The sequence below is a fragment of the Brevibacillus migulae genome (genome assembly GCF_004521915.1).
Lineage (GTDB): Bacteria > Bacillota > Bacilli > Brevibacillales > Brevibacillaceae > Brevibacillus_F > Brevibacillus_F migulae.
The window spans coordinates 1-17218 of record NZ_SDKD01000001.1; the positions used below are offsets into that span (position 1 = coordinate 1).

The 17218-nt window shown below is 49.3% G+C and carries 23 protein-coding genes; 18 read left to right on the forward strand and 5 right to left on the reverse strand.

Features of this window, described 5'->3' with window-relative positions; all coding sequences use genetic code 11:
- The first annotated feature begins 396 nt into the window (after positions 1 to 396).
- Positions 397 to 1011, forward strand: coding sequence for a hypothetical protein (locus tag EIZ37_RS00005; RefSeq protein WP_134682503.1), 615 nt, complete (start codon positions 397 to 399; stop codon positions 1009 to 1011).
- Here the strand turns inward: EIZ37_RS00005 and EIZ37_RS00010 are convergent, their stop codons facing one another.
- Together EIZ37_RS00010 and EIZ37_RS00015 are read right to left on the reverse strand one after the other, a co-directional pair.
- Positions 1012 to 1263 carry a hypothetical protein gene (locus EIZ37_RS00010; protein ID WP_134682504.1) on the reverse strand — a complete coding sequence of 84 codons (252 nt, stop codon included), beginning with the start codon at positions 1261 to 1263 and terminating at the stop codon, positions 1012 to 1014.
- A 107-nt stretch (positions 1264 to 1370) separates the two neighbouring features.
- Entirely contained in the window at positions 1371 to 2378 is a 1008-nt protein-coding gene (locus EIZ37_RS00015; RefSeq protein WP_134682505.1) for an NAD(P)/FAD-dependent oxidoreductase, read from the reverse strand.
- 421 nt (positions 2379 to 2799) lie between these two features.
- Here EIZ37_RS00015 and EIZ37_RS00020 point away from each other — a divergent pair, with 421 nt between their 5' ends.
- The 14 genes from EIZ37_RS00020 to EIZ37_RS00075 all read left to right on the forward strand — a co-directional run bounded on the left by EIZ37_RS00020 (position 2800) and on the right by EIZ37_RS00075 (position 13754).
- Complete coding sequence (locus tag EIZ37_RS00020) at positions 2800 to 3993, forward strand: NAD(P)/FAD-dependent oxidoreductase (RefSeq protein ID WP_134682506.1); 1194 nt, start codon at positions 2800 to 2802, stop codon at positions 3991 to 3993.
- Between the two features lie 10 nt (positions 3994 to 4003).
- Positions 4004 to 4258, forward strand: a complete 255-nt coding sequence (locus EIZ37_RS00025) for a hypothetical protein (RefSeq protein WP_134682507.1) — start codon at positions 4004 to 4006, stop codon at positions 4256 to 4258.
- 166 nt (positions 4259 to 4424) lie between these two features.
- Positions 4425 to 5186, forward strand: a complete 762-nt coding sequence (locus EIZ37_RS00030; protein ID WP_134682508.1) for a DeoR/GlpR family DNA-binding transcription regulator — start codon at positions 4425 to 4427, stop codon at positions 5184 to 5186.
- A gap of 198 nt (positions 5187 to 5384) precedes the next feature.
- On the forward strand, positions 5385 to 5612 hold the full coding sequence (locus EIZ37_RS00035; protein ID WP_134682509.1) for a hypothetical protein: 228 nt from the start codon (positions 5385 to 5387) through the stop codon (positions 5610 to 5612).
- The gene (locus EIZ37_RS00040; protein ID WP_134682510.1) at positions 5612 to 6478 is read left to right on the forward strand and encodes a BglG family transcription antiterminator; all 867 of its coding nucleotides are present in this window, start codon (positions 5612 to 5614) and stop codon (positions 6476 to 6478) included. The genes EIZ37_RS00035 and EIZ37_RS00040 overlap by 1 nt, the downstream gene beginning before the upstream one ends.
- Before the next feature lie 148 nt (positions 6479 to 6626).
- Positions 6627 to 7124, forward strand: coding sequence for a PTS sugar transporter subunit IIA (locus tag EIZ37_RS00045; RefSeq protein ID WP_134682511.1), 498 nt, complete (start codon positions 6627 to 6629; stop codon positions 7122 to 7124).
- A gap of 66 nt (positions 7125 to 7190) precedes the next feature.
- On the forward strand, positions 7191 to 7952 hold the full coding sequence (nagB, locus tag EIZ37_RS00050; protein WP_134682867.1) for a glucosamine-6-phosphate deaminase: 762 nt from the start codon (positions 7191 to 7193) through the stop codon (positions 7950 to 7952).
- Positions 7934 to 8197, forward strand: coding sequence for an HPr family phosphocarrier protein (locus tag EIZ37_RS00055; RefSeq protein ID WP_134682512.1), 264 nt, complete (start codon positions 7934 to 7936; stop codon positions 8195 to 8197). Before nagB ends, EIZ37_RS00055 begins: the two co-directional genes overlap by 19 nt.
- A 33-nt stretch (positions 8198 to 8230) precedes the next feature.
- Entirely contained in the window at positions 8231 to 9952 is a 1722-nt protein-coding gene (gene ptsP, locus EIZ37_RS00060) for a phosphoenolpyruvate--protein phosphotransferase (protein ID WP_134682513.1), read from the forward strand.
- Between the two features lie 99 nt (positions 9953 to 10051).
- Complete coding sequence (nagE, locus tag EIZ37_RS00065; protein ID WP_134682514.1) at positions 10052 to 11494, forward strand: N-acetylglucosamine-specific PTS transporter subunit IIBC; 1443 nt, start codon at positions 10052 to 10054, stop codon at positions 11492 to 11494.
- Between the two features lie 71 nt (positions 11495 to 11565).
- On the forward strand, positions 11566 to 12483 hold the full coding sequence (locus EIZ37_RS00070; protein ID WP_134682515.1) for a DUF7916 family protein: 918 nt from the start codon (positions 11566 to 11568) through the stop codon (positions 12481 to 12483).
- Between the two features lie 73 nt (positions 12484 to 12556).
- Entirely contained in the window at positions 12557 to 12775 is a 219-nt protein-coding gene (locus tag EIZ37_RS25765) for a hypothetical protein (protein WP_167568538.1), read from the forward strand.
- A 476-nt stretch (positions 12776 to 13251) separates the two neighbouring features.
- Complete coding sequence (locus EIZ37_RS25770; protein WP_167568540.1) at positions 13252 to 13368, forward strand: YuiA family protein; 117 nt, start codon at positions 13252 to 13254, stop codon at positions 13366 to 13368.
- 125 nt (positions 13369 to 13493) lie between these two features.
- Positions 13494 to 13754 (forward strand): YuiB family protein, encoded by a 261-nt coding sequence (locus tag EIZ37_RS00075; protein WP_134682516.1) that lies wholly within the window; start codon positions 13494 to 13496, stop codon positions 13752 to 13754.
- Between the two features lie 66 nt (positions 13755 to 13820).
- Here the strand turns inward: EIZ37_RS00075 and EIZ37_RS00080 are convergent, their stop codons facing one another.
- On the reverse strand, positions 13821 to 14003 hold the full coding sequence (locus EIZ37_RS00080) for a hypothetical protein (protein ID WP_134682517.1): 183 nt from the start codon (positions 14001 to 14003) through the stop codon (positions 13821 to 13823).
- Positions 14004 to 14188: 185 nt separating this feature from the next.
- Between EIZ37_RS00080 and EIZ37_RS00085 the strand changes: the two genes are divergently transcribed.
- On the forward strand, positions 14189 to 14812 hold the full coding sequence (locus EIZ37_RS00085; protein WP_134682518.1) for a 3D domain-containing protein: 624 nt from the start codon (positions 14189 to 14191) through the stop codon (positions 14810 to 14812).
- 101 nt (positions 14813 to 14913) lie between these two features.
- Here the strand turns inward: EIZ37_RS00085 and EIZ37_RS00090 are convergent, their stop codons facing one another.
- Positions 14914 to 15681 carry a cobalamin-binding protein gene (locus tag EIZ37_RS00090; RefSeq protein ID WP_134682519.1) on the reverse strand — a complete coding sequence of 256 codons (768 nt, stop codon included), beginning with the start codon at positions 15679 to 15681 and terminating at the stop codon, positions 14914 to 14916.
- A gap of 20 nt (positions 15682 to 15701) precedes the next feature.
- Complete coding sequence (locus EIZ37_RS00095; protein ID WP_134682868.1) at positions 15702 to 16181, reverse strand: divergent PAP2 family protein; 480 nt, start codon at positions 16179 to 16181, stop codon at positions 15702 to 15704.
- Between the two features lie 145 nt (positions 16182 to 16326).
- On the opposite strand from EIZ37_RS00095, the gene EIZ37_RS00100 reads away from it, so the two are divergent.
- Complete coding sequence (locus EIZ37_RS00100) at positions 16327 to 16707, forward strand: DUF309 domain-containing protein (RefSeq protein WP_134682520.1); 381 nt, start codon at positions 16327 to 16329, stop codon at positions 16705 to 16707.
- A 69-nt stretch (positions 16708 to 16776) separates the two neighbouring features.
- Positions 16777 to 17205 (forward strand): CoA-binding protein, encoded by a 429-nt coding sequence (locus EIZ37_RS00105; protein WP_134682521.1) that lies wholly within the window; start codon positions 16777 to 16779, stop codon positions 17203 to 17205.
- Positions 17206 to 17218: the final 13 nt, after the last annotated feature.

Genomic DNA, 17218 nt, shown 5'->3' on the forward strand with positions numbered 1-17218 from the left:
TGTGAGAGGTCGGGGGCTAGCCGCCCCCTCCTACTCGATTATTAGACGATCGATATCGTCTCGAGCTCATCCAATGAGAGATTGTATACTTTCTTTTCATCATCATGATAAATCAGGACAAGCTGTTGATCCTCATGAAAACAGAGCATCCTCCCGATGAACTGGGAAGGCTCGATAGAGGAACATTTACGCGTAAACCTCAACAACTGATTCGCTTTAATCCATTGAGGAAAAAATTCATTCGCCTGCATCGAGCTTTCATCCCCTTTTCGCGCAAATACTGTATTGGATGATATCGACATCTTTGATGAATAAGGAGATAGGAATGAACTGGAAACAAAATGCAGATAGTATGGGAGATAGAACGAAACGATCCTAGACAAGGAGTGAATCGCAATGAACAGATGGTCGAAACATCTCATCGCACCTGTATTGGTCGCGGCATTGGCAGCGCCTGCTTCCGCTGCTGCCCAAACCATGATCTTGCAGCAAGAAGGCCACTCCCCGACTATGCAGACGGCCTGGAAAAAAGGAGTTCATGGCAACAGAGCTCACAAGGCACATGAGCAGCAATATATGCTTTTGCTGGCGGAAAAATATACTCCGGATAAAGTGGCGGAATGGAAAGCGGTCTTTGCGGAGCGCGAACAGCTTTTCGCGAAATGGAAGAGTGTGCGGGAAAAACAGAAACTGGACCCTCATCTGGTAGAGAAGAAGGAACAGTATAAAAAATACAGGGACGTCTTGAAACAAAAGGTAGGCAACGGTGAAATTACCAAAGACCAGATGAAAACGATGCTCACCGAATGGAAGGAAAAGAATTTTCCGGAGAAGGCCAAGCTGGACGCGGAACGAAGAGAGCGCCGTGCTGCATTCAGACAGACCCGTCAAGCTTTTGACGAAGCGATTGCATCCGGCAATGAAAGTGCGATTCGCAGCGTGCTGCCAAAGCTGCTGGCACAGGAAAAGGAGAAAAACCAATATATCGCGAGCAAGCTGAAGCAAAAATAACTAGCGATGCCATTCCTGGACGGCCAGCCACACTTCTTTCTTGCAATGCTCGCACCATCCCATATGAACACAGAGATGCTGCTGCGCATCGGGCAAGCCGTTTGTCAGCTTGCTGTCTTCGATGGGGCGATAGGGGCTGTAGTCGCCGTAATAATCATAGAGCCGTCCGGCGTCTTCCATAGGCTGACCGCAAGATTCGCAATGAGTGGAAAGGGATTGAAATCCGTTGCAAATGGGACAGATGTAATTCATGCTCTGTCACCTCCCACGTCTACTGTGTGCATCTGTCATAGCGGATATACATGCAAAAAAACAACCCCCTGACGATTGAAATCAGGGGGTTGTACGATGATTCGACGCTATTTGAAGCCTTCCATGCTGGAAGAGTGATGCGGCTGTGCTTTCGCTTCCGGATTAATATACGTGATCGCATTGTTGACGGCGGTTGGCGCTTCGCCAAAGCCTACGGCGATCAGCTTCACTTTTCCTGGGTAGGTGGCAATGTCACCCGCAGCATAAATGCCGGGAATATTGGTTTCCATTTTGGAGTTCACCAGGATGGAGCCTTTTTCGAATTCCAATCCCCAGTTTTTGATGGGGCCAAGAGAAGAAATGAAGCCGAAATTGACGATGACCGCATCGACATCCAGTTCAGTTTCTTCTTTCGAGGCGTTGTTTTGGATGATGACCTTTTCGATTTGTTCGTCACCTTGGAGCTGGGTAAGTTCATAAGATGTCAGGACGTTCACTTTTGAGTTCATGAGTGTTTCGACACTGTGCTCATGTGCGCGGAATTTATCACGACGATGGATCAGATGCACCTCTTTGGCAATCGGTTCGAGCATCAAAGCCCAGTCGACTGCCGAGTCACCGCCGCCAAAGACAGCGACGCGTTGACCTTTGAAAGAGTTCAAATCGGTAACGAAATAGTGCAGATTCGCTTTTTCAAATTTCGCTGCCTCCGGATTTTCCAGACGGCGCGGTTCAAAGGCGCCCACACCTGCGGTAATGATCACCGCACGAGAGTAGTGAATTCCTTTGTCCGTAGTGATTTCAAAGACATTGTCTTCTTTTTTCTCTACATTTTGCACTTTCTCTTCCAAGCATACGCGCGGATCAAAGTGGGAGATCTGCTGCTTCAGTCCATCCACGAGATCCTGAGCCAATACCTTCGGGAAACCGGCAACATCGTAAATATATTTCTCAGGATAGAGAGCGGCGAGCTGGCCGCCAAGCTGAGGCATACTTTCGATGATTTTCACGCTCGCTTGTCGCATACCACCATAAAAAGCCGTAAATAATCCAGCAGGACCTCCACCGATGACGGTAATATCAAAGATCTGCTCGTCCTTTTGTAACAAACCCAAACCCAAGCACCTCCAAAGAGAAGTCAGAATTCTGAGCACACTTTCCTATTATAAACATCCTTGGAAAATAAGGAAAGCTTCAATGGAAGCCGAAACAAAGGAGAAAAGAAGCAGAATGATTAAACGTGAAAATAGGTACAAAAAGAAATCAATTATGGCTTGAAGAATATGGAGTTTCTTGTTACTATGTAAGTGGTTGTGAACAGTTTGTGAACTTGATTGTGCTTTTTTTCACAGTTTGATGTTTTGGTGCTTGCACTCATACGGTTTTACATCGATTCCTTTTGGGCACCTTACCTGTAACAACCCACGTGAAAGAACGCACAAACTTCCAAACGGTTTCCATATAGGAAGGCTCTTGCCGTACAATGTCGTCGGCAGGGCCCGGCTTTACAAAAACAGGAATGGGAAGGGATCAACGATGAGTACACCCAAAATCGTAATTCTTGGCGCCGGATACGGCGGGCTTTTGACAGCATTGGGGCTGCAAAAAAAGCTGAATTACAACGAAGCAGAGGTTACGCTTGTAAACAAGCATACCTATCATTATCTGACAACCTGGCTGCATGAGCCGGCTGCAGGAACATCCAGTGCCGATCACGCGCGTGTCGAATTGGATCGCATTGTCGACATGCAAAAAATCAAGTTTGTCAAAGGTGCTGTCCAGTCCATTCAATCCACAGAGCAAACCGTTACGCTGGAAAATGGCGATGTGCTGTCCTATGACTACCTGGTCATCGCCCTGGGAAGCGAATCCGAGACTTTCGGCATCGAAGGATTGAAGGAGTATGCATTCGGAATCCGCAGCATCAACTCCGTTCGCCAAATCCGCGAGCATATCGAGTATATGTTTGCGAAATACAAGACCGAGCCGCATCGCACCGATTATCTGACGTTCGTTGTCGGTGGAGCAGGCTTTACTGGTATCGAGTTCTGCGGGGAATTGACTGACCGCGTGCCTGAGCTTTGCAAGGAATTTGACGTAGATCCTGAATTGGTGAAAATCTACAGCGTCGAAGCAGCACCGACTGCCCTGCCAGGCTTTGATCCGGAATTGGTTGAATACGCCATGAACGTGCTTACTCGCAAAGGCGTAGAATTCCGCATCAGCACTCCGGTGAAACAATGTACGCCGGATGGTGTCGTTTTGGCGACAGGCGAGGAAATCAAATCCAAAACCGTCATCTGGACGGGTGGCGTACGTGGCAACAGCATCGTGGAGAAATCCGGCTTTGAAGTGATGCGCGGTCGCGTAAAAGTGGATGAATACATGCGTGCCCCAGGACATGACAACGTATTTGTAGTGGGTGACTGTGCGCTCGTCTTCAATCCAGAAGGACGTCCATATCCGCCAACGGCACAAATCTCCATTCAAGAAGGAGAAAATACGGCACAAAACCTGGTCGCGTTGATCCGCAACGCTCCATTGACGCCATTCGTCCCTGCTCTGCAAGGTACATTGGCTTCCCTCGGAAAAGGGGAAGGCATGGGCGTAGTTTTTGGCGGCAAAAAAGTATTTGGAACCAGCGCTGCCCTGATGAAAAAGGCGAGCGACCTGCGCTACCTCTACAAAATCGGCGGGGTTGGCCTGGCTTTGAGCAAAGTCAAACTGTAAGAGGGATTGTATGCGCCATGCCAGTGTGCAGGTAAGGGGACTGTTGACCAAGGAAGAGCTGGACAGATACAACGCTTTGATGGAAGTGGGCCATTTCCTTGAAGAAGCGAATCGCTACGACTTGTCCCGCAGCATTCAAAATGAAGTGGATATCCTGGTTCAGCCTGCAATCGAGCGCCTGAAGGAAAAGGGGCGCGAGCGAGATCAGGAAAACCTTCGTTATATGATCGACAATGGTCTTCTCGATATGGATGAAGATGATTAAGTAAAAGAACGCAAAAAACCCTCCTGTTCAACCGACCAGGGGGATTTTTTTGCGCTTTAATGACTTATATTCACTTAACAATACTTACAATCGCTTGTAAAATCGATTATAAACACTTATAATGAAGAAGCAAATATAACCGCGCAGCTCAAATGGGAGAACAGGTATGTACCAAGAGGAACGATTAGCAGCCATTATCGAGCATCTGAGCAAGCACAAGCGAGTGAGTGTTCAAGATGTATGCGAATTATACGGGGTATCCCGCGACACTGCCCGCAGAGATTTGGTGCGGTTGGAGGAACAAGGCTTGATTTTGCGGACGAGAGGCGGAGCCATTTTGCCTCCTATGCATAAAGCGCTGCCCAAATACACGGAACGCCTTCAGATGGAGCATGAAGGGAAGCGGCGGATCGCTGCTCTTGCCTCGAGCTTGATCAAAGACGGGGATCACTTGATGATGGACGCTTCGACCACCGTGCTGTTTACCGCTGAGCAGCTGCAAACAGAGCGGCATGTCCTCGTGACCAACTCCATCGATATAGCCGGGACCTTTGCCAGCGACGGGAAAAATACGGTTCATTTACTTGGCGGGATATATAAGCCCGAACATCGCTATGTTTACGGCCACCATGCCATTGAAATGCTGGGCAAATACCATGTAGATAAAGCAGTCTTAGGAACATGCGGGATTGGCATCCAGGGATTAACGACCTATACGGAGGAGGAAAGCTACCTGCTCCGGGCGATGATGAAACAAAGCAAGCAGGTCATTGTCGTAGCGGATCATTCCAAGTTTCATGTGAGGCTGTTCATGCAGGTAGCCGCTTGGGATGAAATAGATATGCTGGTGACCGATCAGCAGCCGGATGACGAGTTGTCGCAAATCCTTGCAGCCAATGAAGTGGAGGTATTGGTTGCCCAGGAATGACCTGATTGCAATTCCTGAGAATGGCTGGCGTGACATGATCATAGATTGGCGTGACAGCTGACGAACAAGGGCTCTGGAAGCACAGCCCTTGTTTGGCATGCATACAATCAGGTTGACAAGATTCGATACAATGTACTATCATAGATATGAAAGAAAATAAAGCGCTTCCATTCATGGCGTGTTACTGGATAAGCAGGCATGAGCCAGGAAAAGAATCTTTTTAAAAAGAGAGTCTTTTTCTGGCCTTTTCTTACTGTATCAGAAGGTATAAACTTCTCAATTAATCAATCTGATACAGCACGAAAAACGTCTGCGAAAGAAGGACTTGTTACCTTCTTCGAGAGGGCTTCTATTGAAGTTTTTCTTACTTTTCAGGAGCCTCGCCCGACCAAGCAAGCGCGACTATTGGTTGATGGTGATTCCTGATGGCAGAACAACGCAAATTTGTGATAGGCCGCATTTTTAATAACAATGTCATTTTGGTTCACGACCTCCCTAAAAATCAGGAGTTTATCTTGTTGGGGAAGGGCATCGGTTTTGGCCAAAAGGTCGACGGTGAGATCGACTACGATGATACGCGGATCGAAAAGAAATTCCGACTGGAGCAGGAGCACCACCTCAGGCAGTACGAATCCATGATTAAACAGGTGGACCAAGCTGTCATCGGCATTTCTGAGGAGATTATCAGCCTCATTACACAGGAAATCTCCCCTGACATTAATGAACATGTCCATGTGGCTTTGCCGGATCATATAAATTTTGCCATCCACCGCCTCCGCAATGGCTTGGAAATCGTCAATCCGTTCCTTTTGGAAATACAGACACTGTTTGCCAAGGAGTATGCGTTGGCGCAGCGGGCTGCCAAAATGATTGAGGAACAGTTTCAGATCGACGTACCGGAGAGTGAAGTTGGCTTTTTGACCTTGCACATCCATTCTGCCGTCAGTTACATACCCGTTGCGAAAGCGGTCCAGGTCACCAATATGATTTCTGACTTGGTGGCGAAGGTGGAGCAGGCGATTGGACGTAGACTCGATAAGGACAGCGTCGAGTATGTGCGATTCATTCTCCATTTGCGACATGCGATCGAACGCATTCGCAACAAAACATCCATCTCCAATCCATTGTTGGACCAAATCAAGATCACCATGCCGGAATCATTTGCGCTTGCCACAAAGCTTGCCAAGCAAATTGCAGAGAAGCTGGAGATCCATGTATCGGAAGAAGAAAGTGCCTACACAGCGCTGCATATTTTCCGCTTGGCACAACAGATGGAAAGAAATCAAGAATAGATCCTCAAAGGCGTGTTACTAGTTCGACTAGGCATGAGCCAAGAAGAGAGATTGCAAGCCATGCTGCTCGCTTTCTTTTCCTTGTCTCATGCTTTTTTTGTTGCAACTGGGAAAACCTAAGAGGGTCCAAACATCTCGGGAGGTCTGCATGTTTCAAAAATGGTTTTCCAAGAAAAAAGAGTCCACAACGATCGCGATTGCTGCACCGCTGACTGGACGCGTGATGCCATTGGAAGAGGTGCCGGATCCGGTCTTCGCTCAGAAAATGGCGGGTGACGGAATCGCGATCCTGCCGACGGATGGTCTTTTGGTCTCGCCTGTATCAGGAAAGGTCGCGCATGTGTTTCCGACTCATCACGCGATTGGTCTCGTAAATGCGGAGGGTCTCGAGCTGCTGATCCATATCGGCATCGATACGGTGAAATTAAACGGAGAGGGCTTTCAGCCTTTCGTCCAAGTTGGTGACCAGGTAAGCGTAGGCGATAAGCTGATCCATTTTGATCTGGAGAAAATCAAAGCGGCGGGCTACTCACTCATAACCCCAGTGCTGATTACCAACCATGAGATGCTTGCGTCCATCACCTTTACAGCGGGTGCTGAGGTTCAAGCCGGATCGGGAATCGTCATGGAAGCGCTTCTCAAGTAACGAAAGGAACGCGATGGTGTGTCGTGTAGACAAACATGTCGCGAATGGGGAGGAACAAAACGAATGATCCAGCTATACGTGACGGAGGATTATCGTGAGTTGAGCAAAAAGGCAGCGCAGGTTGTAGCTGAGCAGATTCAAAAAAAGCCCGGAGCGATCATCGGTTTTGCAACAGGTGGCACTCCTATGGGGTTATACGAAGAATTGATCGGGAAATACAACCAAGGTGAGGTTGACTTCAGCGGAATCACCACGTTTAATCTGGACGAGTATGTCGGTTTGACCAGAGAGCACCCCCAGAGCTACTACCACTTTATGTGGGAGAATCTTTTTTCGAAGGTGAATGTGAAGAAAGAAAGGATCCATTTCCCGCCAGGCATCTTTACGGATGCGCAGGCTGTTTGCCGTCAGTATGAAGCACAAATGGATGAAGCGGGCGGCATCGATTTGCAAATATTGGGGATTGGCACGAATGGACATATCGGCTTCAATGAACCAGCAGATACCTTTGAAATCTCGACACATTTGGTCGATCTTGCGGAAGAGACCATTGAAGCGAATGCACGCTTTTTCGGAGACAAGACAGAGGTGCCCAGGAAAGCGATTACGATGGGTGTCGGCAGTATCATGAAGGCGAAATCCATTTTGCTTTTGGCCAGCGGAAAAAACAAGGCAGAAGCCGTGAGTCATATCTACTCCGGGTTTGTGGATCCGAGGGTACCTGCGTCCGTGCTGCAATTGCATCCGCATGTGACGCTGGTCATCGACAAGGAAGCGGCACAGCTGATAGAAGAGAAGGGAGCATCTACATGGTTACATTCACAGTAAAAGTAGAAGCAGAGGGCGGTCTGCACGCACGTCCTGCATCCATGCTTGTGAACAAAGCAAATGCTTTTGATTCGAAGATCCGTATTAGCAAAGGGGAAAAAACGGCGGAAGCCAAGAGCATCCTCAATATCATGACCTTGGGCGTGAAAAAAGGGGAAGAATTGAAGATTGAAGTGGACGGTGCCGATGAGCAGGAAGCGGCTGAAGCACTGAAACAGCTTTTTGCAAGTAATTTCGCCATCTAATTGGAGTGGCTTGGATAGGAGATGCATGAAACGATGATGAAGGGGATCCCGGTTTCACGAGGAATTGCGATTGCGAAAGCGATGGTGCTCCGTACAGAAGAAGGACATCATGAAATCAAATCGATTCAGGCAAGCGAAGTAGACAGAGAGAAAGCCAGACTGAAAGAGAGTGTAGAGCTTGCGGCGCGTCAGCTGACCGAACTGGAGAAGCAGGTTAAAGAGACAGCCGGTGCTGAACAGGCCGCCATCATGCAGGCTCATATGGAATTTTTGTCGGACCCCGCATTTGTGGGCGAAATGGAAAGCAAGATCGCGGAGCAATTAATCACCGCGGAATCCGCAGTACAGCAAGTGGCGGAACAGTTCATCATGATCTTTGAAAGCATGGATGACACCTACATGCGGGAGCGCGCTGCGGACATTCGTGACGTGAGCAAACGACTGAAGCAGAATCTGTCAGGCGAGGCAGGCGGCGGGCTTGCCGATATAAAAGAAGCGACCATTATTATCGCGGATGATTTGACTCCGTCCGATACGATTCAAATGCCGCGCCAGTATGTCCAGGGGCTTGTCGCAGCAAAAGGGGGAGCTACGTCCCATGCAGCGATTCTTGCCCGCTCACTCGGCATTCCGGCGATCATGGGGATTGGCGAAGAAGGTCTGAATCGCTTTAAGAACGGGGACTTTGTCATTATCGACGGGGCAACCGGCGATATTTTGCTCAATCCGGACGAGGAAGCGATTCGTCAATATACAGCTGCACAGGAAAAAGAAGCAGCACGCAAGCAGGCGCTGGAGCAGCTCCGCGGCCTGAACGCAGAAACAACCGATGGCCACAGCGTTCACCTTGTTGCCAACGCTGGCGGCAAGGAAGATCCAGCCGAGCTGTTGGAAAAAGGAGCAGAGGGAATCGGTCTGTTCCGCAGTGAATTCCTCTTCATGCACCGGGAAACGATGCCGACAGAGGAAGAACAGTATGAAGGATACCTGCGCGCGGTAAAAGGCATGCAAGGGAAGCCTGTCATCATCCGTACCCTGGATATTGGCGGCGACAAGCACTTGCCATATCTGGACCTGCCTCAGGAAATGAATCCGTTCTTGGGCTGGCGAGCCATTCGTATCTCGCTGTCCCGCGTAGATCTGTTTAAAACCCAGCTGCGTGCCATTTTGCGTGCAAGCGCTCATGGAAAAGCACTCATCATGTTTCCGATGATTTCTCATATCGAGCAAGTCCGTCAGGCGAAGGCCATTTTGGAAGAAGTGAAGCAAGAGCTGAAGAGCGAAGGGCAAGCGTTTGACGAAGCGATTGAAGTGGGCGTCATGATCGAGATCCCGGCGGCTGCGCTCATTGCTGACGATTTGGCGAAGGAAGTCGACTTCTTCAGCATCGGTACCAACGATCTGGTGCAATACACCATTGCGGTTGACCGGATGAACGAAAACATTTCCGAGCTGTACAACTATTTCCACCCGGCGGTATTGCGCCTGATGAAGATGGTGATTGATGCTTCCCACCGCAACGGTATCTGGACCGGTATGTGCGGCGAGATGGCCTCGGATCCGTTGGCTACCGAGCTGTTGGTAGGCATGGGCCTGGATGAGTTCAGCATGAACCAAAACTCCTTGCTCGAGGTCAAACAACGCGTTCGCTCCATTTCCCTGGCGGAAGCGAAGGAGATTGCCGAAAAGGCACTGTCCTTGCCGACTGTGGCTGAGGTGCAAAGCTACTTGGCCAGCCGCGTAAATGAAGCGTAAGCAGTCATCTATCCCTTGTGTCAGTTATGCTCTCTCCGCGGTTTCAATCCGCGGAGAAGGCTTGCTGAAATATAATCATTTTACAAAGGAGGTCTTTTTATGTTGGCTTTTTTGCAAAAGATTGGGAAGGCGCTCATGCTCCCGGTCGCAACATTGCCTGCAGCAGCCCTGTTGCTCCGTTTCGGTGCCATCAACTACGTGACGGAATTTCATCTGGGTGAAGGCTTAGGCGGATTTTTGAACAAGTACATCGCTCCCTTCCTGCTCGCTGGTGGTTCTGCTATTTTTGATAATTTATCACTTATCTTTGCTGTAGGGGTTGCGATTGGTCTTGCTGGGGATGCTGTTGCTGCACTTGCTGCTGTAATCGCTTACTTGGTGCTCACATCTGTTCTGGGCAAGGTTCCGGCCGCATTTGACTTCATTCCGGATGAAGCCAAATTGAACATGGGTGTGCTTGGCGGTATCTTGGCTGGTGGCGTGGCCGCTTACTTCTATAACAAGTACCACAACATCAAACTGCCAGACTGGCTTGGTTTCTTTGGAGGAAAACGTTTCGTTCCGATTATTACGTCCTTGTCTATGGTCATTATCGGTCTTGTTTTTGGTCTGATCTGGGGTCCGGTTCAAGAGTGGCTGGATGCTTTCGGTCGATTCATCGTAGGTCTTGGCGCGACAGGTGCCGGATTGTTCGCGTTCTTCAACCGTCTCTTGATTCCGTTTGGATTGCACCACGTATTGAATGCCATTGCTTGGTTCCAAATCGGTGACTTTACCGATGCGGCGGGTAAAGTGGTACATGGTGACTTGAATCGCTTCTTTGCGGGTGACAAATCCGCAGGTATGTTTATGACGGGCTTCTTCCCAATCATGATGTTCGCGCTTCCGGCAGCTGCGTTGGCGATTATCCACACAGCGCGTCCGGAAAAACGCAAGCAGGTTTCCGCTGTATTTTTGGGAGTAGCGTTGGCTTCCTTCCTGACAGGGATTACGGAACCGATTGAGTTTGCGTTCATGTTTGCTGCACCATTGCTGTATGCTGTGCATGCGGTGCTGACTGGTGTATCCGCGTTCTTGGTCACCTCTCTGGGGATCAAGCATGGGTTTGGCTTCTCGGCCGGTCTGATTGACTATGCGGTGAACTTCCCGCTGTCGACCAATGCGTGGCTGATCATTCCGATTGGTCTGGCTTTCGGGGTCGTATACTATTTCTTGTTCCGCATCATGATCGTGAAGCTGAATCTCGCTACACCAGGTCGTGAGGTGGATGATGTCGCCACCGACGCTGCTCCAGGAGTGGCCTCCAGCATGCAAGATAAAGCACAAAAAGTGCTGGGGATGATCGGCGGCAAAGAGAACATCACCAACATCGATGCATGCATCACTCGTCTGCGCCTTGTGCTGAAGGACGACACGGTTGTCGATGAAAAAGGTCTGAAAGCAATCGGAGCGGCTGGCGTAATGAAGCTGGGCCAAGGAAGTGTGCAGGTTGTTTTCGGCACCCAATCCGAGCAGCTGAAAGACGAAATCAAGAAATTGTAAGGAACATCAACATGGACGGGAAGCCGTGAAAGGCTTCCTGTCCTTTCTACATACGGAAAGGATGTGCTGGTATGAAACGCATTCTCGATTGCACCGCTTCGGATTTCAGCCGCATGACAGGCCGCGATCTGAAAGCTTCGATACAAGCGGCAGAAGGGCGTACGCTCCTTGCAGAGGTAATCTGTGCAGGGACGCCGTTGTACCCGGCTGTGACCAATGCTGAAATGGCGTCTGCCTTTGGTGCGGACATCATTTTGCTCAATTTCTTTGATGTATTTCAGCCTGGCATCGCAGGACTGGCGGTGGAACAACCGGAGGAAGTCGTACGTACGCTCAAACAATACATAGGCAGACCTGTCGGATTGAATCTGGAGCCGGTCGACGTCACAGCGAAGCAGGCAGAGACCCTGTTGGAGCTTCCGAAAGGGCGTCTCGCTACGGCGGAGACGTTCCAAGAGGCGAAAAAATTGGGCTTCGATTTCGTATGTCTGACAGGAAACCCGAAAACAGGCGTCACCAATGCGGAAATCGCCAAGGCGATCAAAACGGCGCGAGAGGTCATGGGGGAAGAAACGCTGATCATCGCGGGAAAAATGCATGGAGCAGGCGTAGCTGGAGAAGCGGGGGAGGATATTGTCAGCGAGGCGGATATCATCAACTTCGTGGAAGCCGGTGCCGATGTCATTTTGCTGCCATCGCCAGGGACAATCCCGGGAATCACACTGGAAAGCTGCAAAAAGATGGTCAATTCGATTCGCAAGCATGGGGCGCTCTCGATGCTCGCGACGGGGACAAGTCAGGAAGGCGCCGACGAAGCGACAATCCGTCAGATCGCTCTGATGAGTAAAATGGCTGGAGCGGATCTGTTCCATATCGGCGATGCAGGGTATAGCGGGATCGCGATTCCTGAAAACATCATGCACTATTCGATCGTGATTCGCGGGAAACGTCACACGTATGTACGTATGGCGGCATCAGTAAAACGATAAAAGCGAAAGATTAAGCTGACGCAGATATGCGGCAGCTTTTTATCTTAATGTAAGGGGCTGCGGTGGGGAGAGCATGTTTCGCAACTCCGCTTCATTCTACGCCCTGCAAGGGAGCGGAGACTGTCCGCTCCGCAGAAAATCGCAGGGGTCCGCAAAAGTGGTAGCCGCTACGCAGCACGGGCAGGTTGCGGCCCTTTTTCCTGCGATTTCCTGCTCCGCTTTGTCGGGCTTCGCAGGCGCTCCGTTCCGAAACATGCTCTCCAGCGTAGCAGAAGCTGTTATAAAAAGATAAAAAGATTGCAAAAAGATTACTGTCTTTTTCGCCGACTTTATGCAACAGCCACGTGAGGAAGGGAAGAGAGGGACGGGGCGGAGTTTTTGCCGCGCCTACAAAGGTGGAGCTTCCAAAAACGGGACACGCTTGTTGCGCAACCTCTACGTATGAATAGGCTTCCTCGAACCTTTTGCGCGACGTACCGTTTTTGGAAGCGGAACCGGACAGTCAACGCTTCCTTGCAGGTGTGGCAAGTTCGGAGCACCGCCCTCTCTTCCCTTCCCCCACCACAATGTATGTACGTACAACCAAGAGATAGTGTAAGCATGAGAGAGATAATCAAGAATGTTATCGCTTACATCAATAAATAGCGCTTATATTCACATTATTCGCTATTTTGAAAAAAGTGAGCGAATCTGCTATAGTGTTGCTTATCACATTTAATATTCAGAAAATATAGAAATTAGCAAAATTAGGAGAGGGGAGACTGGGACATGAAACAACAAGAACAGTGTCCGTATTGCAAAGGAGAAGGTTACTTTCAAGTCATTTTGGGCGGCACGGAGAATTGCCCCAGCTGTGAAGGAACCGGGAATCACCAAGAAGAATAAGCTTGGGAGTCTTCTGTCACACAGTTGACACATCCAGATTTGCTTCACGGTGCTGTCTGCATTGACCCTTACCCAGCTTTTCGTTACACTTATAGCTGTAATGCTGACGGCTGGAGGGTTTTCTTATGAATTTGCTGCAATTTATTGTATCCATCGTGCTGTTCATCGTCCTAGGATTTGGGATCGGCTTTATCATAAACATGATTTTGCGCACGACATGGCTGCCGGTTGTCTTGGCACTGGGTCTGGTGGTTGGCATTCTCGTGTATAACCGGATTGTTCCAAACGTTTTTGATGTCGCGATTCTTGCCTGCGGGTTAGCTGGGACGATCGGTGGCGGATGGACGATTCAAATTTTGCGGAAAAAAGGATACCGGATGTTTTAAACGAAAGGTGAAAAGCTTATGGCGCTCAGGGGAAGGCATGCCCTCCCTTGAGCGCCATTTATGTTTCTACGTAATATCTACATCATCGGCTGCTTTGAGTGCACTGTCCCAAGATGGAAAGTAAAACAGTGCATGGCGCATTAATTCAGGATCGGTTGATTTTACTGACTTCTTGGAGAGATTGCCACCTTGTACTCGAAGATCACGTATCCGCTGACGAACTTGCTCAGAGCTTAACGATAGATCCAATACTGCTCATCTCCTTTTATTTGAAGTTTCAGTAATAGTTTGGATAAAACAGACTGATTTTAAACACAATTTTTTCAAATTGATTTGCTGGAAGAACTAACCAAATTTTTCCACAACTCTAGCAATTTATGTATATAACTCTCGTTTCTGGGACATTACTAGAGACGAGAGGAGGTTTCACACAGATGAAATGGAGACGTTTGTGCAGTGTTCTTGCTGTAAGTATCATCGCCATTACCGCATTTGCACCCAGTGGCTATACTTACAATCTGGCGGGGATCACTGCCGTGAAAACGACCTACGGACTACAGGAAAATAGAGAGGGCTCGCAAACAATCAAGAAGCGTAACGTGCGAGCCAGCTCCCTTACTATGGCAGATGAATGGAATGCACAGAACCCGGCATTGGCTCACTATCCAAGAGTTCGTGTCGTGGCCACTGGCTATTATGCAGGAGTTGAATCGACAGGGAAAGACCCGACGCATCCGTCTTATGGGGTCACCTACTCAGGTGTGAAAGTACGACGGGGCGAATATTCTACAATCGCGGCTGACCTGCGCGTATTTCCGTTAGGGACGGTGTTGTACATACCGGGATATGGGTACGGCGTGGTGGCGGATAAAGGAGGAGCGATTCGCGGGAATAAAATCGATCTTTACTTCCCGACCAAGCAGGATGTTTACAACCAATGGGGGAAAAAGACCCTGGACGTGTTTGTCTTGCATAAAGGGGAAGGGCGAATAACGGAAACGATGATGAATCTGTTGCATGAAAAAGGAATCGCCGCGATGGCGCAGCCTTATCAGTGATTACCATACACAAAAAAAGGATTTGTCCCAAGCCGTCTGGCCGGGCAAATCCTTTTTGACATCGTGCGTAAAGAAACCAAATTTTTGAAATAGCCGGCACGCTAGGGATGAATGAGGGCGATCAGCTTTTCCAATCCGTCCAGGATGCGTGGAGAAGGGCGGCAATATAAGCCTTCCTCCAAGAGGTGAACCTGACCGGCTTTGATCGCCGTCATCTCTTGCCATTCCGGACGTTCGGTAATCATTTTCGGCTTGATGCGTCTGAGCTCAATGCCGCACCAGACAATGCAGATATGATCAGGGTCGCGTTCAAGGACCATGTCTCTTGTCGCTTTTACATTGGCCACCGCGTAATCATCAAAAATATTGCGTGCACCCGCTATTTCGCTGACGTCGCTGAGCCAGTTTTCTCGGCCAGGGGTATAGATCGGATCCGGCCACCATTCCCAATACAGCTTTGGCCGGTGTGTACGAGAGGAGGTAGCCTCCCTCAATTCCGCGATCCTGTCTGTAAAATGGCGGGCCAGCTGCTCGGCACGGTCTTCATACCCTGTTGCCCGTCCGACTGTCCGGATATCATCCGGGATGTCGCCGATGCGTGAGGGATTGAGGATGATATGGGGAATGTTTCGTTCCTGAAGCGCTGCGATGTTTTTCTCCATACCCGGTACACTGAGCGAAGCGATGACCAGATCAGGCTGGAGGCTCTCTACTTTATCCATATCAATCGTCAGGTCCGGACCCACTTTGGGCAGATGCTGCCATTCCAGCGGCCAGTCCGAATGATCATCCAGGCCGACTACATATTCGCCAAGCCCGAGGTAGTACAGGATTTCCGTATTGCTTGGACAGATGGAAACGATGCGCATAGAGATCCACCCTTTTGGGATTAAGTGAAAAACGGATGCATGGCAATCGCAATCATGATCCCCAGCCAACCGCCAACCAAGACTTCAATCGGTTGGTGACCCAAGAGCTCTTTTAGCTTCTTGGCTTTTTCCTGATTGGGGCGCACGCGGAAGGTTTTCATGCCTTCCAAAAGATGGTTGAATTCATCGACCAGCTTGTTAAGGACGACTGCTTGCATTCCCGCATGTCTGCGTACGCCAGCGGCATCGAACATGACGATGATGCCCAAGATGGCCGAGATGGCAAACATGTTGCTGCCAAACCCTTCTCGCAAGCCAACTGCTGTGGAGAGCGCCGTCACCGCCGAGGAATGAGAACTGGGCATCCCCCCGGTGCTGAACATCAGTGCCCATTGCCACGTACGCGTCGCAATAAAGTGCAGAGGAATTTTAATAAACTGGGCAATCACGATCGCCAATAATGCAGCCCAAAGTGGAAAATTGCTAAAAAAAGCTGTCATGCGGTTCAATCGTTCCTTTCTCCGATATGCTGATAAGATGATTGTAACAGAAAGGGAAGTGTACATTTGCTAAGAATTTGTTAGGAAAAAATGCCAAGCTTCTCTATAATAAAGGGTGAGAAGCACGGAAGGGAATATCCAAACGATGGAAAATATCTATCCTGAACAGTACTATCTGTTCCTTCAAAAATTTAATGAAGGGGAGTATTATGAATGCCATGACCTGCTTGAGGAAATTTGGATGGAAGAGAAAACCAACAAATTTTTGCAGGGCATGCTGCAACTCTCGGTAGGACTTTACCATTTTGGATACGGAAACATCAAAGGCGCCAGATGGATGTTTGGCAACGCTCGCAAATATTTGTCACGCTATGCGCCCGTTTATTGGGACTTGGATGTGGAGCGAGTGATCACCTATCTGGATCAATGTTTGGCGGCTCTGCCGGAGGAGGACACCATACCCTTCGCACAAGTCGCAAGCATTTCGCTACCCACTATTAGCCTCTCATTAATCGGGGAATCATAAGCAATCAGCATCACGAAACATCGACGAGGTTCTCCTATTTTACCATAAAACCATAAAGGAGTGCGTACCATGCCTTTTCAAAATCCGTCAAACGACCAAAGACGTGAAATTCTGCAGCAAGCGAAAACGATTGCCGTAGTGGGTCTATCCAACAAGCCAGACCGGACCAGCTACATGGTGTCAGAAGCGATGCAGCATGCCGGCTATAAAATCATTCCGGTGAATCCGGTGATTGCCGGAGAAACGGTGCTGGGGGAAAAGGTGGTTGCTTCTCTCAGTGAGATCGAGGAACCTGTCGATATCGTCAACGTATTCCGCCGCAGTGAGGAAGTCATGCCAGTCGCAGAAGAATCGGTCAAGATCAAGCCGAAAGTTTTCTGGCTGCAGCAAGGGATTTATAATGAAGATGCAGCTGATCTCGTGGCGGAAAGTGGCATTGTTCCGGTGATGGATCAATGTATCAAAGTGGATCATGCGTTGCTGGTGAAAAGAAAATAAAACGAGAACAACG

What these genes read in the sequence shown, in the direction of transcription:
- EIZ37_RS00105 (WP_134682521.1), top strand. Translation starts at nt 16,777, where the DNA reads ATGCCTTTTCAAAATCCGTCAAACGACCAAAGACGTGAAATTCTGCAG.
- EIZ37_RS00025 (WP_134682507.1), top strand. Translation starts at nt 4,004, where the DNA reads ATGCGCCATGCCAGTGTGCAGGTAAGGGGACTGTTGACCAAGGAAGAG.
- EIZ37_RS00100 (WP_134682520.1), top strand. Translation starts at nt 16,327, where the DNA reads ATGGAAAATATCTATCCTGAACAGTACTATCTGTTCCTTCAAAAATTT.
- EIZ37_RS00010 (WP_134682504.1), bottom strand. Translation starts at nt 1,263, where the DNA reads ATGAATTACATCTGTCCCATTTGCAACGGATTTCAATCCCTTTCCACT.
- EIZ37_RS00040 (WP_134682510.1), top strand. Translation starts at nt 5,612, where the DNA reads ATGGCAGAACAACGCAAATTTGTGATAGGCCGCATTTTTAATAACAAT.
- nagE (WP_134682514.1), top strand. Translation starts at nt 10,052, where the DNA reads ATGTTGGCTTTTTTGCAAAAGATTGGGAAGGCGCTCATGCTCCCGGTC.
- EIZ37_RS00020 (WP_134682506.1), top strand. Translation starts at nt 2,800, where the DNA reads ATGAGTACACCCAAAATCGTAATTCTTGGCGCCGGATACGGCGGGCTT.
- EIZ37_RS00085 (WP_134682518.1), top strand. Translation starts at nt 14,189, where the DNA reads ATGAAATGGAGACGTTTGTGCAGTGTTCTTGCTGTAAGTATCATCGCC.
- EIZ37_RS00030 (WP_134682508.1), top strand. Translation starts at nt 4,425, where the DNA reads ATGTACCAAGAGGAACGATTAGCAGCCATTATCGAGCATCTGAGCAAG.
- ptsP (WP_134682513.1), top strand. Translation starts at nt 8,231, where the DNA reads ATGATGAAGGGGATCCCGGTTTCACGAGGAATTGCGATTGCGAAAGCG.
- EIZ37_RS00005 (WP_134682503.1), top strand. Translation starts at nt 397, where the DNA reads ATGAACAGATGGTCGAAACATCTCATCGCACCTGTATTGGTCGCGGCA.
- EIZ37_RS00070 (WP_134682515.1), top strand. Translation starts at nt 11,566, where the DNA reads ATGAAACGCATTCTCGATTGCACCGCTTCGGATTTCAGCCGCATGACA.
- EIZ37_RS00055 (WP_134682512.1), top strand. Translation starts at nt 7,934, where the DNA reads ATGGTTACATTCACAGTAAAAGTAGAAGCAGAGGGCGGTCTGCACGCA.
- EIZ37_RS00095 (WP_134682868.1), bottom strand. Translation starts at nt 16,181, where the DNA reads ATGACAGCTTTTTTTAGCAATTTTCCACTTTGGGCTGCATTATTGGCG.
- EIZ37_RS00045 (WP_134682511.1), top strand. Translation starts at nt 6,627, where the DNA reads ATGTTTCAAAAATGGTTTTCCAAGAAAAAAGAGTCCACAACGATCGCG.
- EIZ37_RS00035 (WP_134682509.1), top strand. Translation starts at nt 5,385, where the DNA reads ATGAGCCAGGAAAAGAATCTTTTTAAAAAGAGAGTCTTTTTCTGGCCT.
- EIZ37_RS25770 (WP_167568540.1), top strand. Translation starts at nt 13,252, where the DNA reads ATGAAACAACAAGAACAGTGTCCGTATTGCAAAGGAGAAGGTTACTTT.
- EIZ37_RS00075 (WP_134682516.1), top strand. Translation starts at nt 13,494, where the DNA reads ATGAATTTGCTGCAATTTATTGTATCCATCGTGCTGTTCATCGTCCTA.
- EIZ37_RS25765 (WP_167568538.1), top strand. Translation starts at nt 12,557, where the DNA reads ATGTTTCGCAACTCCGCTTCATTCTACGCCCTGCAAGGGAGCGGAGAC.
- EIZ37_RS00090 (WP_134682519.1), bottom strand. Translation starts at nt 15,681, where the DNA reads ATGCGCATCGTTTCCATCTGTCCAAGCAATACGGAAATCCTGTACTAC.